General features: G+C 54.3%; 20 protein-coding genes and 1 other annotated feature. Of the genes, 19 read left to right on the top strand and 1 reads right to left on the bottom strand.

Features of this window, described 5'->3' with window-relative positions; all coding sequences use genetic code 11:
• The first annotated feature begins 2 nt into the window (after positions 1 to 2).
• The 19 genes from murD to ileS all read left to right on the top strand — a co-directional run bounded on the left by murD (position 3) and on the right by ileS (position 21237).
• Entirely contained in the window at positions 3 to 1394 is a 1392-nt protein-coding gene (gene murD, locus MYS68_RS14930) for a UDP-N-acetylmuramoyl-L-alanine--D-glutamate ligase (RefSeq protein ID WP_248926604.1), read from the top strand.
• Between the two features lie 93 nt (positions 1395 to 1487).
• Entirely contained in the window at positions 1488 to 2585 is a 1098-nt protein-coding gene (spoVE, locus tag MYS68_RS14925) for a stage V sporulation protein E (protein WP_248926603.1), read from the top strand.
• 9 nt (positions 2586 to 2594) lie between these two features.
• Positions 2595 to 3668, top strand: a complete 1074-nt coding sequence (locus tag MYS68_RS14920) for an undecaprenyldiphospho-muramoylpentapeptide beta-N-acetylglucosaminyltransferase (RefSeq protein ID WP_248926602.1) — start codon at positions 2595 to 2597, stop codon at positions 3666 to 3668.
• Positions 3669 to 3985: 317 nt separating this feature from the next.
• Positions 3986 to 4891, top strand: a complete 906-nt coding sequence (gene murB / locus MYS68_RS14915; RefSeq protein ID WP_248926601.1) for a UDP-N-acetylmuramate dehydrogenase — start codon at positions 3986 to 3988, stop codon at positions 4889 to 4891.
• A gap of 15 nt (positions 4892 to 4906) precedes the next feature.
• Positions 4907 to 6175, top strand: coding sequence for a UDP-N-acetylglucosamine 1-carboxyvinyltransferase (gene murA / locus MYS68_RS14910; protein ID WP_248926600.1), 1269 nt, complete (start codon positions 4907 to 4909; stop codon positions 6173 to 6175).
• Positions 6176 to 6283: 108 nt separating this feature from the next.
• Positions 6284 to 7195, top strand: coding sequence for a cell division protein FtsQ/DivIB (locus MYS68_RS14905; protein ID WP_248926599.1), 912 nt, complete (start codon positions 6284 to 6286; stop codon positions 7193 to 7195).
• 169 nt (positions 7196 to 7364) lie between these two features.
• Positions 7365 to 8618 carry a cell division protein FtsA gene (gene ftsA / locus MYS68_RS14900; protein WP_248926598.1) on the top strand — a complete coding sequence of 418 codons (1254 nt, stop codon included), beginning with the start codon at positions 7365 to 7367 and terminating at the stop codon, positions 8616 to 8618.
• A 47-nt stretch (positions 8619 to 8665) separates the two neighbouring features.
• The gene (gene ftsZ, locus MYS68_RS14895) at positions 8666 to 9787 is read left to right on the top strand and encodes a cell division protein FtsZ (RefSeq protein WP_248926597.1); all 1122 of its coding nucleotides are present in this window, start codon (positions 8666 to 8668) and stop codon (positions 9785 to 9787) included.
• A 1111-nt stretch (positions 9788 to 10898) separates the two neighbouring features.
• Positions 10899 to 11828, top strand: a complete 930-nt coding sequence (gene spoIIGA, locus MYS68_RS14890) for a sigma-E processing peptidase SpoIIGA (protein WP_248926596.1) — start codon at positions 10899 to 10901, stop codon at positions 11826 to 11828.
• Positions 11829 to 11858: 30 nt separating this feature from the next.
• Positions 11859 to 12581, top strand: a complete 723-nt coding sequence (gene sigE, locus MYS68_RS14885; RefSeq protein ID WP_248926595.1) for an RNA polymerase sporulation sigma factor SigE — start codon at positions 11859 to 11861, stop codon at positions 12579 to 12581.
• A gap of 191 nt (positions 12582 to 12772) precedes the next feature.
• Positions 12773 to 13555: an RNA polymerase sporulation sigma factor SigG gene (gene sigG / locus MYS68_RS14880; RefSeq protein ID WP_248926594.1), complete on the top strand. Its 783-nt coding sequence runs from the start codon at positions 12773 to 12775 to the stop codon at positions 13553 to 13555.
• 193 nt (positions 13556 to 13748) lie between these two features.
• On the top strand, positions 13749 to 14054 hold the full coding sequence (locus MYS68_RS14875; protein WP_248926593.1) for a YlmC/YmxH family sporulation protein: 306 nt from the start codon (positions 13749 to 13751) through the stop codon (positions 14052 to 14054).
• A gap of 128 nt (positions 14055 to 14182) precedes the next feature.
• Positions 14183 to 15040 (top strand): peptidoglycan editing factor PgeF, encoded by an 858-nt coding sequence (gene pgeF, locus MYS68_RS14870; RefSeq protein ID WP_248926592.1) that lies wholly within the window; start codon positions 14183 to 14185, stop codon positions 15038 to 15040.
• A 43-nt stretch (positions 15041 to 15083) separates the two neighbouring features.
• A complete protein-coding gene (locus tag MYS68_RS14865; protein ID WP_248926591.1) occupies positions 15084 to 15767 on the top strand; it encodes a YggS family pyridoxal phosphate-dependent enzyme in 684 nt (227 codons plus the stop codon).
• 43 nt (positions 15768 to 15810) lie between these two features.
• Positions 15811 to 16233, top strand: coding sequence for a cell division protein SepF (locus tag MYS68_RS14860; protein WP_248926590.1), 423 nt, complete (start codon positions 15811 to 15813; stop codon positions 16231 to 16233).
• Positions 16234 to 16269: 36 nt separating this feature from the next.
• Positions 16270 to 16530 carry a YggT family protein gene (locus tag MYS68_RS14855; RefSeq protein WP_420852224.1) on the top strand — a complete coding sequence of 87 codons (261 nt, stop codon included), beginning with the start codon at positions 16270 to 16272 and terminating at the stop codon, positions 16528 to 16530.
• A gap of 4 nt (positions 16531 to 16534) precedes the next feature.
• Positions 16535 to 17320 carry a YlmH family RNA-binding protein gene (locus tag MYS68_RS14850; protein WP_248926589.1) on the top strand — a complete coding sequence of 262 codons (786 nt, stop codon included), beginning with the start codon at positions 16535 to 16537 and terminating at the stop codon, positions 17318 to 17320.
• A 212-nt stretch (positions 17321 to 17532) separates the two neighbouring features.
• Positions 17533 to 18012, top strand: coding sequence for a DivIVA domain-containing protein (locus MYS68_RS14845; protein ID WP_248926588.1), 480 nt, complete (start codon positions 17533 to 17535; stop codon positions 18010 to 18012).
• 77 nt (positions 18013 to 18089) lie between these two features.
• Positions 18090 to 18349, top strand: a binding site (T-box leader).
• 116 nt (positions 18350 to 18465) lie between these two features.
• The gene (gene ileS, locus MYS68_RS14840) at positions 18466 to 21237 is read left to right on the top strand and encodes an isoleucine--tRNA ligase (RefSeq protein WP_248926587.1); all 2772 of its coding nucleotides are present in this window, start codon (positions 18466 to 18468) and stop codon (positions 21235 to 21237) included.
• 68 nt (positions 21238 to 21305) lie between these two features.
• Here ileS and MYS68_RS14835 read toward each other — a convergent pair whose 3' ends face one another.
• Positions 21306 to 22046 carry a TraR/DksA C4-type zinc finger protein gene (locus tag MYS68_RS14835; RefSeq protein WP_248926586.1) on the bottom strand — a complete coding sequence of 247 codons (741 nt, stop codon included), beginning with the start codon at positions 22044 to 22046 and terminating at the stop codon, positions 21306 to 21308.
• Between the last annotated feature and the right edge of the window lie 58 nt (positions 22047 to 22104).

The raw sequence follows: 22104 nt of genomic DNA, 5'->3' as shown, positions 1-22104 counted from the left end.
AGATGGAGCATCCGAGCAAGTATCGCGGCCGCGAGGTCGTTATTTTGGGCTTGGCGCGAAGCGGTGTCGCCGTAGCCAAGCTGTTTCACGAGATGGGAGCGAATGTCACCGTTAACGATAAAAAAGATCGTTCACAGTGTCCCGAAGCCGACGAACTTTCGGCTTTGGGTATTTCTGTTATTTGCGGCTCTCATCCGTCCGAGCTCATTCATAAAGGCGTCTCGCTGGTTGTGAAAAACCCGGGGATTCCTTACAAAATTGAACCGATCGTCAAAGCGCAGGAGCTGGGCATCGAAATCGTCACCGAAGTCGAAGTCGCTTATCACATCTGTGCGGCGCCGATCATCGGCATCACCGGCTCGAACGGCAAAACGACGACGACGACGTGGACCGGCCTGATTTTTGAGGCCGCCGGCATGAAGCCGATCGTCGCCGGCAATATCGGGCGTGCGCTGACCGAAGCGGCGCTGGAGGCTTCTGCGGACAACTGGATGGTCGTCGAGCTGAGCAGCTTTCAGCTCAAAGGGACCGTAGATTTTCGTCCCCGCATCGCGTGTTTGCTGAATATTTACGAAACGCATCTCGACTATCATGGAACGATGGAGGATTACGTAGCCTCCAAAGCGAAGCTGTTCGCGGGCCAGCAGCCCGGCGATATCGCCGTGCTGAATGCGGACGATGCGGTTTGCCGCAGCCTGATGCCGCAGCTGAAGGCGGATGTGATCCCGTTTTCCCGCAAAGAAGAGCTCGCTCATGGAGTCTATCTTAATTCGCAGCAAACGATCGTGTACCGCGATAAGCAGGGGCAGATTCATCCGGTCATTCCCGCGAAAGAGCTGGGCATCCCCGGCAGCCACAACGCGGAAAACGCCATGGCGGCTGTCGCGATCGCGATCGCCGCCGGCGCGCCTTTATCGGTGATCGCCACCGTGCTGCACGAATTCCACGGTGTCGAGCATCGGCTGGAGCTCGTGGGAAGCCGCGGCGAGGTGAAGTATTACAACGACGCCAAGGCAACCAATCCGTCGGCGACGATCAAAGCGATCAACGCGCTGGACCGCCCGATCATTTTGATCGCGGGCGGACTCGACCGCGGCTCCGATTATATGGAGCTGCTCCCGGTATTCAAGGAGCGGGTGAAAGGTGTCGTCGCGCTCGGCGAGACGAGGCACAAAATTCAGCGCGTAGCCGAGTTGGCAGGCTTAAGCCGCATTAAAACGGTCGATACTGCTAATGCACAGGACGCCATCCGGGAGGCGGTGCAAGCCGCCGCAGCGCTAGCGGAGCCGGGAGATATCGTGCTGCTCTCGCCGGCGTGCGCCAGCTGGGACATGTTTCCGTCTTACGAAGAAAGGGGACGCATGTTTAAGCAGTCCGTGCATAACCTTGTATAAGGGAGTGGGCAAGCCTAACAGGCGGCCTCCGGTTCTGCATGGGCTGAAGGCTGCGGCTCCACCCCTTAAACGTAAGGGTAGAGGTGTCGCGGTATGGGAAAAACTCGATCTGCACCGGATGCAGCCATCGTCTTTTGCACGCTGGCGCTGCTGACCATCGGCGTCGTCATGGTATACAGCGCGAGCGCCGTGCTGTCGTTTCATGAGCACGGAGACTATTTTTATTACTTGAAGCGCCAGCTGCTGTTTGCCGTGCTCGGCGTCATCGCGATGTTTTTTACGATGAACGTCGACTACTGGGTATGGAAAAAATACGCCAAAATCGGGCTCATCGTCTGCTTTATTTTGCTCGTGGCCGTGCTCATTCCGGGTATCGGCGTCGTCCGGGGCGGGGCGAGAAGCTGGCTCGGCATCGGCTCCTTCGGCATTCAGCCTTCGGAGTTTATGAAGCTGGGCATGATCGTTTTTTTATCCAAAATGCTGTCGGAAAACCAGGCGAAAATCACTCAATTCACGCAAGGCCTGCTGCCGCCTCTCGGTTTGGTCGGGGTCGCTTTCGGCATGATCATGCTGCAGCCGGATCTCGGGACCGGCGCCGTGCTGGTCGGCGCATCGCTGCTCATTATTTATACGGCCGGCGCGAGACTGCTCCACCTGTCGTATCTCGGGATGATCGGGGCCCTCGGCCTCGTCGGCCTCATTCTTGCGGCTCCGTACCGGCTGAAGCGCATCACCGCCTTTCTCGACCCGTGGCAGGACCCGCTCGGCGCCGGCTACCAGGCGATTCAATCGCTGTATGCGATTGGCCCTGGCGGCCTGGTCGGTCTCGGACTAGGCATGAGCCGGCAAAAATACAGCTACTTGCCCGAGCCGCAAACGGACTTTATTTTCTCCATCATCGCCGAGGAGCTCGGCTTTATCGGCGGCTCGCTCGTGCTTATGCTGTTCATGCTGCTTGTCTGGCGCGGCATGCGCACGGCCATCACGGCGCCGGATACGTTCGGCAGCCTGCTTGCCACCGGCATCGTCGGCATGATCGCCGTACAGGTGGTCATCAACATCGGCGTCGTGATCGGCATGTTTCCCGTTACGGGCATCACGCTTCCGCTGATCAGCGCAGGCGGATCGTCCCTGACACTCATACTCGCCTCTATCGGCGTGCTGCTCAACATATCCCGGTATTCGAGGTGACTTGTTCCGATGAAAAAAATCGTCTTCACCGGCGGCGGCTCAGCCGGCCACGTGACGCCCAATTTGGCGCTCATGGCCCGGCTTAAGCAGCTCGGTTGGGAGATGGAGTACATAGGCTCGAAGGATGGCATCGAGAAAGGGATCGTCGACCACGAGGGGATCCGCTTCCATCACATCGCTTCGGGCAAGCTGCGGCGCTATTTCGACTTGAAAAACTTCAAAGACCCGTTCCGCGTCATCCAGGGTGTCGGCCAGGCTTACCGGCTGCTGCGGCGGATCAAGCCGCACATCGTTTTTTCCAAGGGAGGGTTCGTCTCCGTGCCGGTCATTTTGGCCGCATGGCTGAACCGCATCCCCGTCATCATTCATGAATCGGACTTCACGCCCGGACTCGCGAATAAAATTTCGATGCCGTTCGCCACAAAAATTTGCGTGACGTTCCCGGAGACGCTCCGGCATATCAAAGGCGGCAAGGCGGTGTGCACCGGCTTGCCGATCCGCGAGCGCATACTGGAAGGCAAAGCGCTGAACGGCTACACGCTGTGCGATTTTCACAGGCAGAAGCCGGTGCTGTTCATCATGGGCGGCAGCCTGGGCGCGCAAGCGATCAACAATGCGGTGCGCGGTGCGCTGGATGCGCTGTTGGAGAGGTACCAGATCGTCCACATTTGCGGAAAAGGCAACGTAGACAAAGCGCTCGAGGGACGCAGAGGGTATAAGCAGTTCGAGTACGTGCAGGAGGAGCTGCCCGATTTGATGGCGATGGCGGACATCGTCGTCTCGCGGGCCGGCTCGACGTCGATTTTCGAGTTTTTGGCGCTGCAAAAGCCGATGCTGCTCATTCCGCTCACCCGGCAGGCGAGCCGGGGGGATCAAATTTTGAACGCCGAGTCGTTTCAAAAGATCGGCTACGCGCGGGTTCTCTACGAAGAGAAACTGACGCCGGAGACGCTGCTTTCGGAGCTGGCGGCTGCTTACGAGAACCGCGAGCTGACGAAGGCGCAAATGGCCGCCAGCCGGCACTCAAGCGGGACCGATACGATCGTCGATCTGATCGAAAAACACCGGCTAGGCCGCATTTGACGGACAACGGCCGGGCTTTCTCCACAAGATCAGCTTAATCTCCCGATATGAGCTTTCTCCGAAAGCTCAGTAACGCTTACGAAGCCGGCTTTCTTCGAAAGCCCAGCTTAATCTCCCGATGTGAGCTTTCTCCGAAAGCTCAGTAACGCTTACGAAGGCGGCTTTCTTCGAAAGCCCAGCTTATGCTTCCGATGTGAGCTTTCTCCGAAAGCTCTTAGGCATTTGTCACACTCTACTCCGACCCAACATAAAATACACCATAACCGTGACAGACGCCCGGTGTTTGCCCCCGGGTTCTGTGAAGGAGGTTTAACCCAATGCGGCAAGTCTTTAACGATTTGCAGGCGGGTGCTTACGGGGACGTTCGTTTCAACGAACCGCTGGCACCTTATACGACATGGAAAATAGGAGGGCCCGCCGATATTTTGCTGACTCCCCGAAGCAAGGATCAGCTGATCCGCGCCGTACGTTTTCTCCACGATCGCGGGATTCCGTGGACCGTTATCGGCCGAGGCTCCAACATGCTGGTCACCGATAAAGGCATCCGTGGGGTCGTCATCAAGCTGGGCGACACGCTGGAAACCGTCCGGTTCGAGGGGACGCTGGCAATAGCAGGCGGCGCGTATTCCTTTATCAAGCTTTCCGTGATGGCCGGCAAAGAAGGATTGACCGGTCTGGAGTTTGCCAGCGGAATTCCAGGCACCGTGGGTGGAGCCGTCTACATGAACGCAGGGGCGCACGGATCGGACGTGTCACGCATACTCAAGCAGGCTGAAGTCTTGTGGGAAACAGGTGAATTGGCAACGCTTCAAAGGGACGAACTGCAGTATGCTTACCGGCACTCCTTGCTTCAGACCAAACCCGGCATCGTTACGGAAGCCGTATTCCAGCTCGAATACGGCGAACGCAACGAAATTGCGGCGGAGATGGCCGCCAATAAGGAGCGCCGGCTGCGCACGCAGCCTTATACGCTCGCCTGCGCGGGCAGCGTGTTCCGCAATCCTCCGGGCCACCATGCCGCCAGGCTGATCGAAGATGCCGGGCTTAAAGGACTGCGGTCCGGAGGAGCCGAAGTTTCGACCCTGCACGCCAACTTCATCGTAAATACCGGCGAGGCGACAGCCGAGGACGTCGTCACCCTCATCGAAAAGGTCAAAGCGAAGGTGCTGGAAAAGTACGGCATCGAGCTGCATCCCGAAGTACTGGTGGTGGGTGAACGGTAAATCGGAGGTGGCACTTTGGAGAAGTTGGTTATCGAAGGCGGGAAGCCCCTATCGGGAACCATCAAAATTCACGGCGCCAAAAATGCGGCGCTGCCCATTTTGGCGGCCAGCATGATGGCACCGGGAACGGTTACCCTTGTCAACGTTCCGGATTTGTCGGATATACATGTCATGCTGGACATATTGCGCGCCCTCGGGTGCCAAGCGGAGCAAGGGACGGATACGGTCAGGCTGAACACGTCGACTGCGCATTCTTCTCACATTCCGGAAAGTTTGATGAGTCAGATGAGATCGTCGATATTTCTGATGGGGCCGCTTCTGGCCAGGTTTGGCAGAGTGCAAGTATATCAGCCCGGAGGCTGCGCGATCGGCGAACGCAAAATCGACCTCCATCTCAAAGGCCTGCAGGCGCTTGGAGCGGAGATCGAGGAGAGCGGCAATACGATCGTTTGCACTACGAATGGGCTTAAAGGAACGGAGATTGTACTCGACTATCCCAGTGTCGGAGCGACGGAAAACATCATGATGGCCGCCTGCATGGCCGAAGGGATGACAACGATCTCGAACGCGGCCCGGGAGCCGGAAATTCAAGACCTGCAAAATTTTCTGAACGTCATGGGGGCGGAAATCATCGGTGCCGGCACGGACACCATCACGATCAAGGGAGTAACGTCGCTTACTCCTTGCGTATACCGCGTTATTCCCGACCGAATCGTAGCGGGTACATTCATGGTAGCCGCCGCAGTCACCAAAGGAAACGTCACACTTGAAAACGTAAATCCATCCCATCTCACTTCCGTCATCCATGTACTCAAGCGGGCAGGTGTTCAAATCACCATTGACGGTGATATAATGAACGTAAGCTGCCTGACAAGACCTAGAGCGGTAGAACGCATCGTCACCTCGCCGCACCCGTCATTTCCAACCGATTTGCAATCCCAGATCATGGTTCTGCTCTCTCTCGCCGACGGCGTAAGTATTGTCAAGGAAACGGTTTTCGAAGGCCGGTTCAAGCACGTCGACGAACTTTCCCGCATGGGGGCGGACATTCGGACGGATATGAATTCCGCATTTATCAAGGGGGTTCACAGATTGTACGGGGCAACGGTAGAGGCGACCGATCTGCGGGCGGGAGCGGCCCTTGTGCTGGCCGGCCTTGCGGCACACGGCACGACGGTCGTAGAGCAAATACATCACATCGACCGGGGATACGAGCGCATCGAAAAGATGCTGACGCATTTGGGGGCGCAAATTCACAGATTTTCCCCTGTACCTACGGAATAGCACTCATTAATGATTATGAATATTGACGCTGAAATATCCCTTTCTTTTCGCAGGAGCAACGAAAAGATAAGGGATGTTCGGCGGTTTACATACCCAAGGAGCCAGCCCATGAAAGTACCTGCCATTAAAGAACCGAATAGACGGAATCGCAGCAGCCGGAAGCTTCTGGCTTTTCTTTTTATATTTTTCGTCACGCTTTTGGTCATTTTGTTTTTCCAGTCGTCTTTGAGCAAAATCACCACCGTGGAAGTGGCCGGCAACGAACTGCTTTCCGCGGATGAAGTGAAGCAAGCGATGCCCGTGAGGCCTGGCGACCATTTTTTTGCCATATCGTCACAGACGATCGAGCAGGTTTTGCAGCAAATGAAAATGGTCCAGTCCGCCAAGGTGACCAAACGGTTTCCGGGCGTCATTCATGTCGATATCCAGGAATATCAGAGAGTCGCTTTTCAAATCAACGAGGAAGGGAAAAAGGAAGTGCTGCTGGCCGACGGCAGCTCGGTCGTCATCGAGCAGCGCGGCGTTACGATTGACAAGCCTCTCTTAACCGGCTGGAGCAAGGACGATCCGAACAAAGTCAAGCTGTGCAAGGTGATGGCTGCAATTCCCCCTTCGTATTTTTCCGACGTGTCAGAGATCAAACCGGATCCTTCCGAATCGTATCCCGATAAAATCAAGCTGTACACCAGGTCGCAGTTCGAGGTGCAGACGACGATTTCCTACTTGCCGGACAAGCTTCCTTATTTGGATTTGTACATTACCAATTTGAAGGAAAACAACATCACGAACGGTATTTTAAAGCTGCTGGAAGCGGACAATCACATGCCTTACGAGCCGCCGGCCAAAGATGCCAAAGATCAAAATGCGGGAAAAGATGCAAGCAAAGATGCGGGCAAAGATACGGGAGCCAAGGATGCAAATAAAACGTCGCAAACGTCCGGAACGAATGCGCAAGGGGATTCCAAGAAACCGGTCAACAAGGAGCCTGTGAAAACAAACGAGAAAGAATCGGCGAGATGACGAGAAAAGACTACTCAACCCTATAAAATAATGCTAGAATTGAAATTATGGGTTTGTGATAAAAATATTGTTGAAAAAAGAGGGAAATCCCTTGTTGTGTTGAATAGATAACAGAAGGTATTGCTCGCCATAACCATTTATTCATTTACGTTACAGGAGGTGCCACGGGTTGAGCAGCAATGACATCATTGTTAGTTTGGACATCGGTACATCCAAAGTTCGCGCTATTATTGGGGAAGTTGTTAACGGAGCCATTAATATAATAGGAGTTGGATCTGCCGACTCGGAGGGAATTCGCAAAGGAGCAATCGTAGATATCGATCAAACCGTGCAGTCCATCCGTAATGCGATCGACCATGCCGAACGGATGGTCGGTATTCAAATATCCGAAGTGCATGTAGGAATTTCCGGAAATCATATAGCGCTGCAAACAAGCCACGGCGTGGTTGCAGTTTCGAACGAGGATCGCGAAATCGGCGATGAGGATATCGAACGGGTCATTCAAGCGGCCAGAGTCATCGCCTTGCCTCCGGAGCGGGAAATTATCGGAGTCGTTCCGAATCAATATTTGGTGGACGGACTGGAAGGCATCAACGACCCGAGAGGGATGATCGGCGTACGGCTTGAAGTGGAAGCGACGATTATTACCGGAGCGAAAACAGGAATACATAACTTGCTTCGCGTCGTTGAGAAGGCCGGCCTCAAGGTTGCCGGGCTCATTCTCATGTCGCTTGCATCGGGTCAGCTTGCGCTGTCCAAAGATGAGAAAATGGTAGGCACCGTGCTGGTGGACATCGGCGCGGGCGCCACGACGATCGCGGTATTTCAGGAAGGCAACATGGTGGCAACGTCGACGCTGCCGATCGGCGGCGAATTTGTAACGAACGATATCGCCATCGGGCTTCGGACGCAGATGGATATCGCGGAAAAAATCAAGCTGAAATTCGGTTGTGCCGTCGTAGACGACGCGGCATCCGACCAGGTTTTCAAGGTGAACCGGATCGGCAGCAATGTGGATAAGGAGTTTTCGCAGGTCGATCTGGCCAACATCATCGAACCTCGCGTGCAGGAAATTTTTCACCTGATCAGGGTCGAGGTGCAGCGGCTCGGGTATGCGGATGTGCCCGGGGGTTATGTGCTGACCGGCGGCTCCGTTTCCATGCCGGGCATGTTGACGGTTGCGCAGGCGGAGCTGCAAACTTCGGTGCGCATCGCGGTTCCGGACTATATCGGCGTGAGAGACCCGTCTTACACGAGCGGGGTAGGAATTATCCAATACGCATCGAAATATATAAAGGCAAGCAGCAAGCAAACGAGCTTCATCAAAAAAACGAGCGGCAACAAAAAGGTATCATCCTCTGCGGACTCCGCCAAATCCGGCTTGTTCGAACGTTTTAAAAATTGGTTGAGCGAATTTATTTAAATGCAGCAGCTTTTTTTCGTAAAAATTTTTAGGGGGATAATACCGCTATGTTTGAATTAGATCTGGACATGGACCAACTGGCGAAAATAAAAGTAATTGGCGTAGGCGGCGGCGGCAGCAACGCCGTCAACCGGATGATCGACAACGGCGTTCAAGGCGTCGAGTTTATTACCGTGAACACGGACGCTCAGGCGCTGCATTCGGCGAAAGCCGAACACCGGCTGCAAATCGGGGACAAGCTCACCCGCGGGCTTGGCGCCGGAGCGAATCCGGATGTCGGAAAAAAAGCGGCCGAAGAATCGCGTGAGTTGATTTTGAACACGCTGCGCGGAGCCGATATGGTGTTCGTGACCGCAGGCATGGGCGGCGGAACTGGTACCGGAGCCGCTCCGGTAATCGCGGAAATCGCCAAGGAGTGCGGCGCTTTGACGGTAGGCGTCGTAACCCGGCCGTTTACGTTCGAAGGCCGCAAACGCGCAATGCAGGCTGAGCAAGGCATCGCCGCATTGAAGGAAAAAGTGGACACGCTGATCGTCATTCCGAACGACCGCTTGCTTGAGATCGTCGACAAGAAGACGCCGATGCTCGAAGCGTTCATGCATGCGGACAACGTGCTCCGTCAAGGGGTGCAAGGCATCTCCGACCTGATTGCCGTACCGGGACTCATCAATCTCGACTTTGCCGACGTGAAAACGATTATGACCGAACGGGGCTCCGCACTGATGGGTATCGGCATTGCCACCGGCGAGAATCGCGCTGCCGAAGCGGCCAAGAAAGCGATCATGAGCCCGCTCCTCGAAACGTCCATCGACGGTGCGCGCGGCGTGCTGATGAACATTACCGGCGGCGCCAATTTGTCGCTGTACGAAGTGAACGAAGCGGCTGACATCGTCGCCACCGCTTCCGATCCGGAGGTCAATATGATTTTCGGTGCGGTCATCGACGAAAGATTGAAGGACGAAATTATGGTCACGGTCATCGCGACAGGTTTCGAGCATCGCGCCCAATCCGTCCCGAACCGCAAACCGGCCGGCGCCGCACAGTCTGAACCTCAGGACAACAGACTCGGCAATCTGCGTCCGTTCGGCAGCCAGCCGGCGTCGAACGACCAGCTCGACATCCCGACCTTCCTTCGCAATCGCAACCGCGGCGGCTTCAACGACAAGTAGCATTTAACGATATGAAAACTCCTCGCAGAGATATCTCTGCAGGGAGTTTTTTTAGTTTTCGCGTATAGAGGAACTGTAAAACGATCCGAAGATAACGCAATCATTTGGGGGGCGGAGCTACAGCTCGGCCACTTCGGAAATTTGAGTTATTGGGCCGACTCACTCCATAATTATCCGACCAAGTCACGGACCCCGTCTTGTATTCCAGTTTCAGACGTTACCCCCTCGTTATTTTTATTTTGTATGATTTTTCAAATACAATCATTGGGACTGACGCAAAAAGAAAATTTATATCTGATTTTTCATATTCATGTTTTGACTACATCGTCCCAAGGTATACATGTATATGATTTTTCGCACAAATTGGTCTGTTTTACGATCTTAGCATAATTTCTATACGATTTTTCATATAGAAGTACTCCCAGAATCCCGCCCGAGGCCAGAGTTACAGCGAAAAGTAAAGCGTGTCCGCCCGATGCTTCGAAGAAGCGAGGCCGGACAACCGCGGGCAAGAGGCACGCTTGAACCCTCCCCGCCAAGCACCACCCAAAGTGCAGCGTGTCGGACATAGGATTTTCGGCGAAGCCAAAAATCCATGGCAGAGAAACGCGAGCAAGAGGCACGCATGAACCCTCCCCGCCAAGCACCCAAAGTGCATCGTGTCGGGCATAGGATTTTTCGGCGAAGCCAAAAATCCATGGCAGAGAAACGCGAGCAAGAGGCACGCATGAACCCTCCCCGCCAAGCACCCAAAGTGCAGCGTGTCGGACATAGGATTTTTCGGCGAAGCCAAAAATCCATGGCAGACAACCGCGAATAAGAGGCACGTATGAACATATGCGCCCGGGTCCAGGGCAGAGCCCTGGGGTCCCCTCCTCCGGAGGGGATTTAGGGGTGGGAGCAAGCCTTAGGGGTGGAATTATTGGAGAAAAGTAGAATTTTAGCAGGGTTAAAAAAGATAGGGGCGGGCGGCGGGCAACCAGTAACAAAAACTGACAAAAATAGTTGCTCCCGGACGGCAAGTTTAGACAGACTTTGAAGGCGGATTTTTATATACTTGTCTCAGCCGACAGTTATACAGCTTTGGAAAAAGGCAGAAGGGAAAATAGCGATGATCGTCTACCTGGATCTTATTTTCCTGACAAACTTCCTGATCGACGGGGTGCTGCTGTACGCAACCGCCCGTGCCCGTAAAATCCGCTTTGCGTGGTGGAGGCTGCTGCTTGCCACCGGAATCGGCGCCTCTTACGTCGTTTTTATGTTTATTCCGGAGATGTCGTTTTTATTTACGTTTTTGCTGAAGTTTTGTTTTGCCCTCGGCATGCTTGCCGTCGCGTTCGGATTTCCGAGCCTGCAGCATTTTTTGCGTAATTTGGGGATGTTTTATGCCATTAACTTTGCGGTGGCGGGTGCGATACTGGGCATCAACTATTTTTTGGAGTCGTCAAGCGAAGTGCTGGATGGGATCGTTATCGGCCAGACCGGAGTGGATCATCATACAATTTCGTTCACGTTTACTGCGGTTGCCGTGCTGCTTTTGCCGGGATTATGGATTTTTCGCAACGTGTTTAAAAGCGCCAAGAAACGCGAGGAAGTAACGGCATTCATGGCCGAGGTACGGATTGAAATCGGTCAGGCGGAAACAAGCTGCACAGGGCTGATCGACACCGGCAACCAATTGTACGATCCGCTGACGCGCACTCCGGTTATGATCATGGAGGCTTCGCAATGGAAAGAGTATATTCCCGAGTCATGGATGAATCGGATTCGGGAAGCCGAGGTCGACCAAATCATTTCCGGCATCGGTTCCGAGGACAGCCAGGACACATTCGTATGGCAGGATCGCCTTCGTCTGGTCCCTTATCGGGGAATTAACAAGGCAACTCAATTTATGCTGGCGATCAAGCCGGACCGGGTGGTCATTACCCATAACGAAAAACAAATCGAGTCCCCCAAAGTATTAATCGGGCTGGACGGAGGCAAGCTGAGCTCCGACAATTCGTACCAGGCGATCATTCATCCGATGCTGATGCAATCTTAATTACACCAAGTGCAAGGAGGCACAACCGCTATGCTGTTAAAATGGAAGCTGCGCATGCAACTGGCCTACTATCGTCTGCTTATGGCGCTGGGGCTGAAAAGCGACGAGGTTTATTACATCGGGGGCAGCGAAGCGCTGCCGCCTCCGCTTTCCCGGGAAGAAGAAGAATATTTGCTGGAAAGGCTTCCATCCGGAGATGCCGCCATACGCGCCATGCTGATCGAGCGCAATTTGCGGCTTGTCGTATATATTGCCAGAAAGTTTGAAAACACCGGCATCAACATCGAAGATTTGGTGTCCATCGGAGCGATCGGGCTCATTAAGGCGGTAAACACGTTTGATCCCGAGAAAAAAATCAAGCTGGCTACGTACGCTTCCCGATGCATTGAAAACGAGATTCTCATGTACCTTAGAAGGAACAGCAAAATCCGCACGGAGGTATCGTTCGACGAGCCGCTCAATATCGACTGGGACGGCAACGAGCTGCTGCTTTCCGACGTGCTCGGAACGGAAAACGATACGATTTACCGCAACATCGAGGAGCAGGTCGACCGCAAGCTGCTGCACAAGGCGCTCGACAAGTTGTCGGAGCGGGAGCGCGTCATTATGGAGCTGCGCTTCGGCCTTCAGGACGGCGAGGAGAAGACGCAGAAGGACGTGGCGGATATGCTCGGCATTTCCCAATCTTACATATCCCGATTGGAGAAACGGATCATCAAGCGTCTGCGGAAAGAGTTTAACAAAATGGTGTAAAATCAAGAGTCCCGAGGCACGATCAACGGGGCTCTTGAATTTTTTTTCGCATGTTTGAAAGCGAAATCTTTCCTTCCCCGTTGCAGGTTGGAATCGTTTTCAGCGGGATTTTGACCCCGAGTCTGCGACGCATAAAAAAGGGGACCGAGGAGATAATTAACAGTAATGTTTCTCCTTGGGAGGTATCACGAGTGACCCGAAACAAAGTCGAAATCTGTGGAGTAGACACCTCGAAACTGCCTGTTCTGACTAATGCGGAAATGCGTGAATTATTCGTTCAGCTTCAAACGCAAAACGAACGATCTGCAAGAGAGAAATTGGTCAACGGAAACCTTCGGCTTGTGCTGAGCGTCATTCAGCGTTTTAACAACCGGGGGGAGTTTGTCGACGATTTGTTTCAGGTCGGCTGCATCGGTCTGATGAAGGCGATCGACAACTTCGATTTAAGCCAAAACGTCAAATTTTCCACCTATGCGGTGCCGATGATCATCGGCGAAATCCGCAGGTATTTAAGAGATAACAACCCGATCCGCGTATCCCGTTCGCTGCGCGACATCGCTTATAAAGCGCTGCAGGTGAGGGATAACCTCACGAACCAAAACTCGCGGGAGCCGACGATTTACGAAATATCCGAAGCGCTCAACGTGCCGAAGGAAGACGTCGTGTTCGCTTTGGATGCCATTCAGGATCCGGTATCGCTGTTCGAGCCGATTTACCATGACGGCGGCGATCCGATTTACGTGATGGATCAAATTAGCGACGATCGCAACAAAGATGTTTCCTGGATCGAAGGAATCGCCCTCCGCGAAGCGATGAGGAAGCTTGGAGACCGGGAGAAGATGATATTGTCGATGAGGTTTTTTGACGGCAAAACGCAGATGGAGGTTGCCGACGAGATCGGCATTTCCCAAGCGCAGGTATCCCGCCTCGAAAAATCGGCGATTTCGCAAATGCAGAAGCATGTGAAACAATAAGCTGTCAGTACGACCGCTTTCAGCCGCAACCCATGCCGGCATGCCGGCAAGTTTTCTCGCCATTGCCCGGCGGGTGCGGAGGAAGGCGGTTTTTTTGCTGCTTAGACCGATTTTCGATTCTTAAGGACATTTTGCTGGGCTCTTACATATAGTATTAATAATACAAATTGCGGGAAGCCGTGGTGAGCCGATCATGAAAATTTCCGATTTCCAATCCAAGGACGTCATCAATATTGTGGACGGAAAAAAACTCGGTCAAATCAGCGACCTTGAGCTCGATTTGCGCAACGGCCGAATCGACTCGATCGTCGTTCCGAATCAAAGCCGCTTTTTCGGTTTGTTCGGCGGCACAACCGACGTGATCATTCCGTGGAAAAATATCGTCAAAATCGGCATGGATGTCGTATTGGTCAAGCTCGACGATCTGCGCCCCACGTACCGGCAGGCTGAAGACGGGGAAACGTATGAGTATGACAACCGTCCTTACCGCGGAAACTGACGACGCACGGGCGACGCTTCGGTACAAAAAGTGCCGAAGCCCTTATGTTCGTGCGCCGTTTATTGTATAGTAAGCTTACGAAGATTGGATTGACCCGGGTGGGAAACAGGGAAGAGGAGCGGACAAGCATGGAACCGTTTATTTTAGAGAAAGCGCCTAATGGAGCAGAGCTTTTACATATAACGTCATGGGCGGCGCGCTTTCCGCAGATCAGCGCCGGTTTTACGACGCGGCGCGGCGGCGTAAGCGGGGAGCCTTTCACGTCGCTTAATTGCGGCTTGCATGTGTCGGACCGGCCTGGCGACGTGATCGCTAACCGCGAGAAGCTCGCCGAGGCGCTCGGCATCCCCGCCGGCCGCGCCACATATGCGGAGCAGGTGCACGGCTGCGACATCGCCGTGATCTCGCCCGCCGACGGCGGCAAAGGCGTTTATTCGCGCGAAGAGGCGATCCAGGCAAAGGACGGGTTCATAACGAACGAACCCGGCATTTTCCTGCATGCGCTTTTCGCGGACTGCGTGCCGCTTTACTTCTACGACCCCGTGCACCGGGCCGTAGGCCTCAGCCATGCAGGCTGGAAAGGCAGCGTGCTGCAAATCGCCCGCGAGACGGTGTCGGCGATGCAGCGCGCCTACGGCTCGCGGCCGTCCGAGCTAGTGGCGGCGATTGGCCCGTCCATCGGCGTATGCTGCTACGAGGTGGACGATGCGGTGATCGGCCGCGTTCGCGAAGCGCTCGAGCAGACGGGGCCAAGTGCAGCAGGTAACGAAGGGGAATTTTATATCTCCAAAGGTAACGGGAAGCATATGCTGAACTTGCAACATTTTAATCGACAAATTATGATAAAAGCAGGAATTTTGCCGTCGAACATCGAAGTATCTACGTTATGTACCAGTTGCCGTACGGACTTGTTTTTTTCCCACCGCAAGGAAGGCGGGAGGACGGGGCGGATGGCTGCGTGGATCGGCATTCGGCCGCTGTCTTGAAAGCGACAAGTGAGGTGACTTCGTTTTGGATATACAGAGCAGCATGTCTGCGTTGCAAGAGAGAATTGCCGAAGTGGAGCGGCGCATCGCCGCAGCCTGCGAACGAAGCGGGCGGGCCAGGAGCGACGTGAATGTCATTGCGGTTACGAAATATGTTTCTGCGGAAGCGACGGAACAGGTTTTGCAGGCAGGTCTTGCCGACATCGGCGAAAACCGCTGGCAGGATGCGCAGGAGAAATGGGAGCGGCTCGGCTCGCAGGGCACCTGGCATTTTATCGGGCATCTGCAAACCAACAAGGTAAAGGAAGTCGTCGGCCGCTTCGCCTACATTCATTCGTTGGACCGGCTGTCCCTGGCCAAGGAAATTGACAAAAAGGCGGCCCAGCTCGGGTTGGAGGCGAAGTGCTTCATTCAGTTAAACGTTTCCGGGGAAGAAACGAAATATGGCCTGCCACCGGAGCAGCTTCCAGATTTCGCGCAGCAGCTTAAGGCGTATCCGCACATTCGGATCGTCGGCCTGATGACGATGGCTCCGTTCGAAGCGGAGGCCGAAGCGACAAGACCGGTATTTCGCGGGCTGCGCGAGCTGAGGGACGGCCTGAATCGCTCGGGAGTGCTCGGATACGAGGTGCCTGGGCTCTCTATGGGGATGTCGAACGATTTTGAGGTTGCGATTGAAGAAGGTGCCACCTGGGTCCGGCTTGGAAGCATTTTGGTCGGGAAATAAATGTCGTTTTGAAAACCCGCGAATATTTTAGGAGGAGAGGTCCATGGGAGTTATGAATAAATTCATGAATTTTTTGGGACTGCAGGAAGAGGAAGAGATCGTAGAACGCGAACGGATCGTCGAGCAAGTGGAAGAACCTGAAACCAATCCGTTCGAGCAGCGTAGTAAAAGTAAGAACAACATCGTAAGCATTCATTCGCAGAAAAATGTAAAGGTCATTTTAAACGAGCCGAGATCGTATGAGGAAACCCAGGAAATCGCCGACCATTTGCGCTCCCGCCGTCCGGTGGTCGTCAATCTGCAGCGGGTCCGTCCCGACCAGGCGACGCGGATCGTGGATTTTCTGAGCGGCACCGTATATGCGCTGAACGGCTCCATTTCGAAGATCGGCCCGAACATTTTTCTGTGCACGCCGGATTCCGTTGAAATACACGGTTCGATTTCGGAAATAATGAATGAAGGTTAGCCATACAAATATACAGAGGTGAACGGCTTGCTAAACATTGACGGATACATCGCTACACTGATCGAAATTTATACATACATGATTATCGCTTACGTGCTGCTTTCGTGGCTGCCCGCGGCAAGGGACAGCTTTATCGGGGAAATTCTCGGCAAGCTGGTGGAGCCGTATTTATCGGTTTTCCGCAGGCTGATTCCGGCCATCGGCGGCATGATCGACATTTCTCCGATCATTGCGCTGATTGCCCTGCGTTTTATCGGGGAAGGCATCATTGCGATACTTCATTATCTGGTAAGGTGATCCGGTGGCATTCGATAACATTTACTCGCATTTTCATCCGGACGAGCACCGTTTTGTCGACAAGGCGGCGGAATGGGTGGAGCGGGCCGTGTATCAGCATACGGTAAAAAAGACGGACTTTCTCGATCCGAGACAAGCTTTCATTTTGCAAACGCTCGTGAACCGGGAGACGGACGTGCAGTTTCGTTTGGACGGCGGGTACGAACAGGCGGAAAGAAAACGCGCGATCGTAGCGCCAGGCTATCGGCATGTCGATGACGAAGACATGGGCATTGCCGTAGTGTCCGTCCGTTCCGACGACGAGAAGATCAAAGCGCTGAACCATGGAGACTATCTCGGTTCGGTGCTCGGGCTCGGCATCAAACGGGACAAAATCGGCGATATCCACGTTCACCCGAACGGGGCGCATCTGCTTGTCGCGTCGGAAATCGCCGAATATATTCATCTGAACCTGCAGCAAGTGCACCGGGTTCATGTGTTGACCGAGACGCTTCCGCTGGCGCAGCTTCAAGTCGCGGCGGAGCAGCTTGAGAGCATGAGCTTATCGGTGGCTTCTTTGCGTTTGGACGGCATTGCCGGGGATGTATACCGTCTAAGCCGGGCCAAAATCGTCATCCCGATCAAAGCCGGCCGCTGCAAGGTGAACTGGAAGCAGGAGGAGGATCCGAGCACGCCGCTTAAGCAAGGCGATGTCGTATCGCTCCAAGGGTTCGGCCGGTTTAAAGTATTGGAAGTCGAAGGGATGACGAAAAAGGGCAGAATTCGCGTCCATGTCGGAAAATATGTATAAAAGCGATGCAAAAATTAACTGCAGGCATGCAGGAATGTAGCTATTTCTGTCGAATATAGCAGTACACTATGCGCTTTTGCGGGTTTCTTTGGAAAACCCGGCGTATGCCGAATCGGAGCAGCGCGTTATCCCAACCGTCTCACTCTGCGCAAAACCATCGACGCTTACGAAGAACATTTTTGCTGGCGCAAAAATTGTTAGGAGGGTATACCATGCCTTTGACACCGCTGGACATACATAACAAGGAATTCAGCCGGTCTTTCCGCGGATACGACGAAGACGAGGTCAACGAATTTTTGGACCAGGTCATTAAGGATTACGAGTCGATCCTCCGGGAAAATAAAGATTTGCAAAACCAGATCGCCGCTCTGCAGGAGCGCCTCGATCATTTTGCCAATATCGAAGAAACGCTCAGCAAGACGATCATCGTCGCTCAGGAAGCGGCGGATGAGGTCAAGACGAACTCCAAGAAGGAAGCTCAGCTGATCATCAAGGAAGCGGAGAAAAACGCAGACCGCATCATCAACGAATCGATCGCCAAATCGCGGAAAATCGCGCTGGAAATCGAGGAGCTGAAGAAGCAGGCGACGATTTACCGCACCCGGTTCCGCACGCTGCTCGAGGCTCAGCTTGAGCTGCTCAGCAAGGAAGACTGGGCATCGTTGGAGCAAGTCGAGGTCGAACAGTCCTGATTTTTTGGACGGGTCTTGTCCGCTTGTTGACTATAGTCAATGAATTCGGTTATACTGCATGATAATATTGTATTAATTGCAAAGCGATGACTGGGACGAGTACGACGCGTTTGCGAAGCCAGCGAGTTAGGGGTTTGGTGGAAGCCTAATCTTACGCATGCGCCGGAAAATCACCCAGGAGCGTCTCTTGAATGCCGGAAGAAAACCGGGCGAGTAAAGAAGACCGGATGATCCCGTTACCGATCGCACGAGTGAAGATTTGTTTCGGCTTGTCGGCGTGATGCTGCGGCCGGCGAGTCTTAATGAGGGTGGTACCGCGAGACTTCTCGTCCCTTTGCAGGGATGGGCGGTCTTTTTTTTGTTGCCGCTGCAACGGAAGCACGATCCGGGACATGCAGCGGATCGTTTTCTCCAATCTTTTATGATCACGATACGCCAAGGAGTGAAATAACGATGGACTATGGAAAAACATTAAATCTGCTGCAGACCGAGTTTCCGATGCGCGGGAACTTGCCGCAGGCAGAGCCGAACATGCAAAAACATTGGGACGACATCGACATTTACGCGAAGGTGCTGGAAAGCCGCAAAGGAAAGCCGAAGTTCATTTTGCACGACGGGCCCCCGTATGCGAACGGCGACATTCATATCGGACACGCGCTGAACAAGGTGCTGAAAGATATTATCGTCCGTTTTAAAACGATGCAGGGCTACGACGCTCCGTTCGTTCCCGGCTGGGATACGCACGGCTTGCCGATCGAGCAGGCAATCGCCAACAGCGGCAAGGTCGACCGCAAAAAGATGAGCGTTCCGGAGTTCCGCGATTACTGTAAAGCTTACGCTTTGGAATGGGTCGAAAAGCAGAAGGCGCAGTTCAAGCGGCTTGGCGTCCGCGGCGATTGGAGCAATCCGTATATTACGCTCAATCCCGTTTACGAAGCGCAGCAAATCCGCGTGTTTGGCGAGATGGTGCGCAAAGGTTACATTTACAAAGGGCTGAAGCCGGTGTACTGGTCTCCGTCCTCGGAGAGCGCGCTGGCGGAAGCGGAAATCGAATATAAAGACAAAACGTCGACGTCCATCTATGTGGCGTTTCAAGTACAGGACGGCAAAGGCAAGCTGCCGGAAGACGCTTCGATCGTCATCTGGACGACGACGCCTTGGACGCTGCCGGCCAACCTCGGGATCAGCCTGCATCCGGATTTCGACTACGTCGTCGTAGAAGCCGGCGGCGGCAAATATGTGCTGGCGCAGGGGCTGCTGGAAGCCGCATCCAAAGAGATCGGCTGGACCGATGTCAAGGTGCTGTCCACCGTGAAAGGCAGCGAGCTGGAAGGGGTGCTGTGCCGCCATCCGTTCTATGACCGCACTTCTCTCGTTATGGTCGGCGAACACGTCACGCTCGAAGCGGGTACGGGCTGCGTCCATACGGCTCCGGGACACGGCGAAGATGACTTCGCGATCGGACAGCGCTATGGGCTCGGCGTACTTTGCCCAGTGGACGATCAAGGGCATTTTACCGCCGAAGCGCCGGGATTCGAAGGAGTGTTTTACGAAAAAGGCAACAAGATGGTCACCGACATGCTGGAGCAAGCCGGACGCCTGCTTAAAATGGGCACGATCCAGCACCAATACCCGCATGACTGGCGGACGAAGAAGCCGGTTATTTTCCGGGCGACCGAGCAGTGGTTCGCTTCGATCGATAAATTCCGCCAGGAGATGCTGGAGGAAATCAAGCAGTTGAACTGGACTCCGACGTGGGGCGAAATCCGCCTGCACAACATGATCGCCGAGCGCGGCGACTGGTGTATTTCCCGCCAGCGCGCCTGGGGCGTGCCGATCCCGATCTTTTACTGCCGCAGCTGCAATGAGCCGCTGGTCAACGAGCAAACGATCGAGCATGTGGCCGGCATTTTCGCCGAGGAAGGATCGAACGCCTGGTTCCTGAAGGACGAATCCGAGCTGCTGCCGCAAGGAACGGCTTGCCCGAAATGCGGACATGCGCATTTCCGCAAAGAAACCGACATCATGGACGTATGGTTCGATTCCGGCGCCAGCCACTCAGCCGTGCTGGAGACACGTCCGGAGCTGCGCTGGCCGGCCGACCTGTACCTGGAAGGATCCGACCAGTACCGTGGCTGGTTCAACTCTTCGCTCATTACGGGTGTTGCCGTCAAAGGCAAGGCACCGTATAAAGGGATCTTGAGCCACGGGTTTACGCTCGACGGGGAAGGACGCAAAATGTCCAAATCGCTCGGCAACACGATCGATCCGAATCAGGTGTGTGGCAAGCTTGGCGCCGATATTCTTCGGCTGTGGGTATCTTCGGTCGATTATCAGGCGGATCACCGCATTTCCGACAACATCCTGAACCAGATCACCGAAGGTTACCGGAAAATCCGCAATACGCTGCGCTTCCTGCTCGGTAATCTGTACGACTACAACCCGCAAAAAGACCGGGTGTCCGTAGAACAGCTCAGTGAGCTCGACCGCTACGCGCTCATCCGATTGAACCGGATGGCCGAACGCGTAATCGGCGCTTATGACAGATACGAGTTCCATACCGTGTATCAGTCGGTGCATCATTTCTGCGCGGTGGAGATGAGCGCATTTTATCTGGACATCATCAAGGACCGCATGTATGTAAACGAACCGAACCATCCGCTGCGCAAAGCGGCGCAAACCGTATTGTACGATACGTTAACGGTAATAACTAAACTGATTGCGCCGATTTTGCCGCATACGGCCGACGAAGTGTGGAAGTATATTCCTGGAGTGGATTTGATCAGCGTACAGCTGGCAGAGCTGCCTGAAGTAAATGCAACTTTGTACGACGAACAGCTTGAAGCCAAATGGGAAAAATTCATCAGCGTGCGCGACGATGTGCTGAAGGCGCTGGAAGAGGCGCGCAAAAGCAAGCTGATCGGCAACTCGCTCGGCGCTGCGGTTCATTTGTTTCCGGATGCGGAAACGGCTGAGCTGCTCTCCGGCTTCGGCGAGCTCGATCAATTGTTCATCGTTTCGGCCGTTCAGGTTCATACGCCTGGCGAAACGGCTCCGGCCGAAGTGATGGCGTTCAAGCATCTGGCCGTCCAGGTCGTTCCGGCAGAAGGCGAGAAATGCGAGCGCTGCTGGATTGTTACTCCGGAGGTGGGCCAAAGCCAGGAGCACCCGACTTTGTGCAAACGGTGCGCGTCCGTTATCGAAACGGTTACAGCGCAGTCGTAACAAAAATGAGCAGCCGGTCGGCCCTGAGGGGCGCCGGCGTGCTCGCATTTTTCCGTTATGGCCGGTAGTTATTCAAAACGGTCTTCGGCTTCCGCATCCGGTTCAAGCGCCGGATCGCCTTCGCCGCTGTGCATATATTCGCGGTATGCCTTGTTGCGGAGAACCATCACGTTGTTGCCGTAAATATCGGTAGCCAAGAAGCTTTCCATTTTCTCGACATAACCGTCGTTTTCGTCCGATTCGATGTACATGTCGTTGTACCCGTCGATGACGTTCGGATTTTCCTGCATCGCCGGCGTGTTCGACGTGCCCCAGCTTTCGACGATTTGCCACGCATCCTCGCCGTCGAATTGGTTTTGCTCCGGCAGCTCGTCCAGGCTCGTCCGCCCGTAGGGCGGCGCGAGCAGTCTCTCTTCGACCGGCCGGCGGTCGGAGGAATGCGGATCGGGTACGTGTTCGTAGCAGTAGAGAGTCGTCGGGATAGCTTTCAGCCGCTCGAAAGGAATCGGTTTGCCGCAGGTGACGCAGTTTCCGTAGTCGCCGGACTCGATATGGGAAAGAGCGAGATGAATATCGTCCAGCTGCTGCTCGGAGTTTTCGTTCAAAGCGTTGTCTTTGGCCCGCTCGAATACCTCCGACCCGAGATCGGCCGGATGGTTGTCGTAAGCGGACAGTTCGCCGGTTTGATCGCCAAGCGACTGGATCAGTCCGTAGGAACCGTTTTGGTCGAGCCGGCGCTCAAGGTCGTTTTTCTCCTGGAGCAGCTGCTGTTTCAGCTCGTTCAATTGCTGTGCGGATAGCGGACTCATAAAGTGCCTCCTTAAGAAAAAATCATAAGGCAAGATCTTGCGGTTAGTTTTTGCGAAA

It is taken from the genome of Paenibacillus hamazuiensis (assembly GCF_023276405.1).
GTDB lineage: Bacteria > Bacillota > Bacilli > Paenibacillales > NBRC-103111 > Paenibacillus_AF > Paenibacillus_AF hamazuiensis.
Note: the sequence above shows the minus strand (reverse complement) of the source record. Positions and strands in the feature narration are given on the sequence as shown.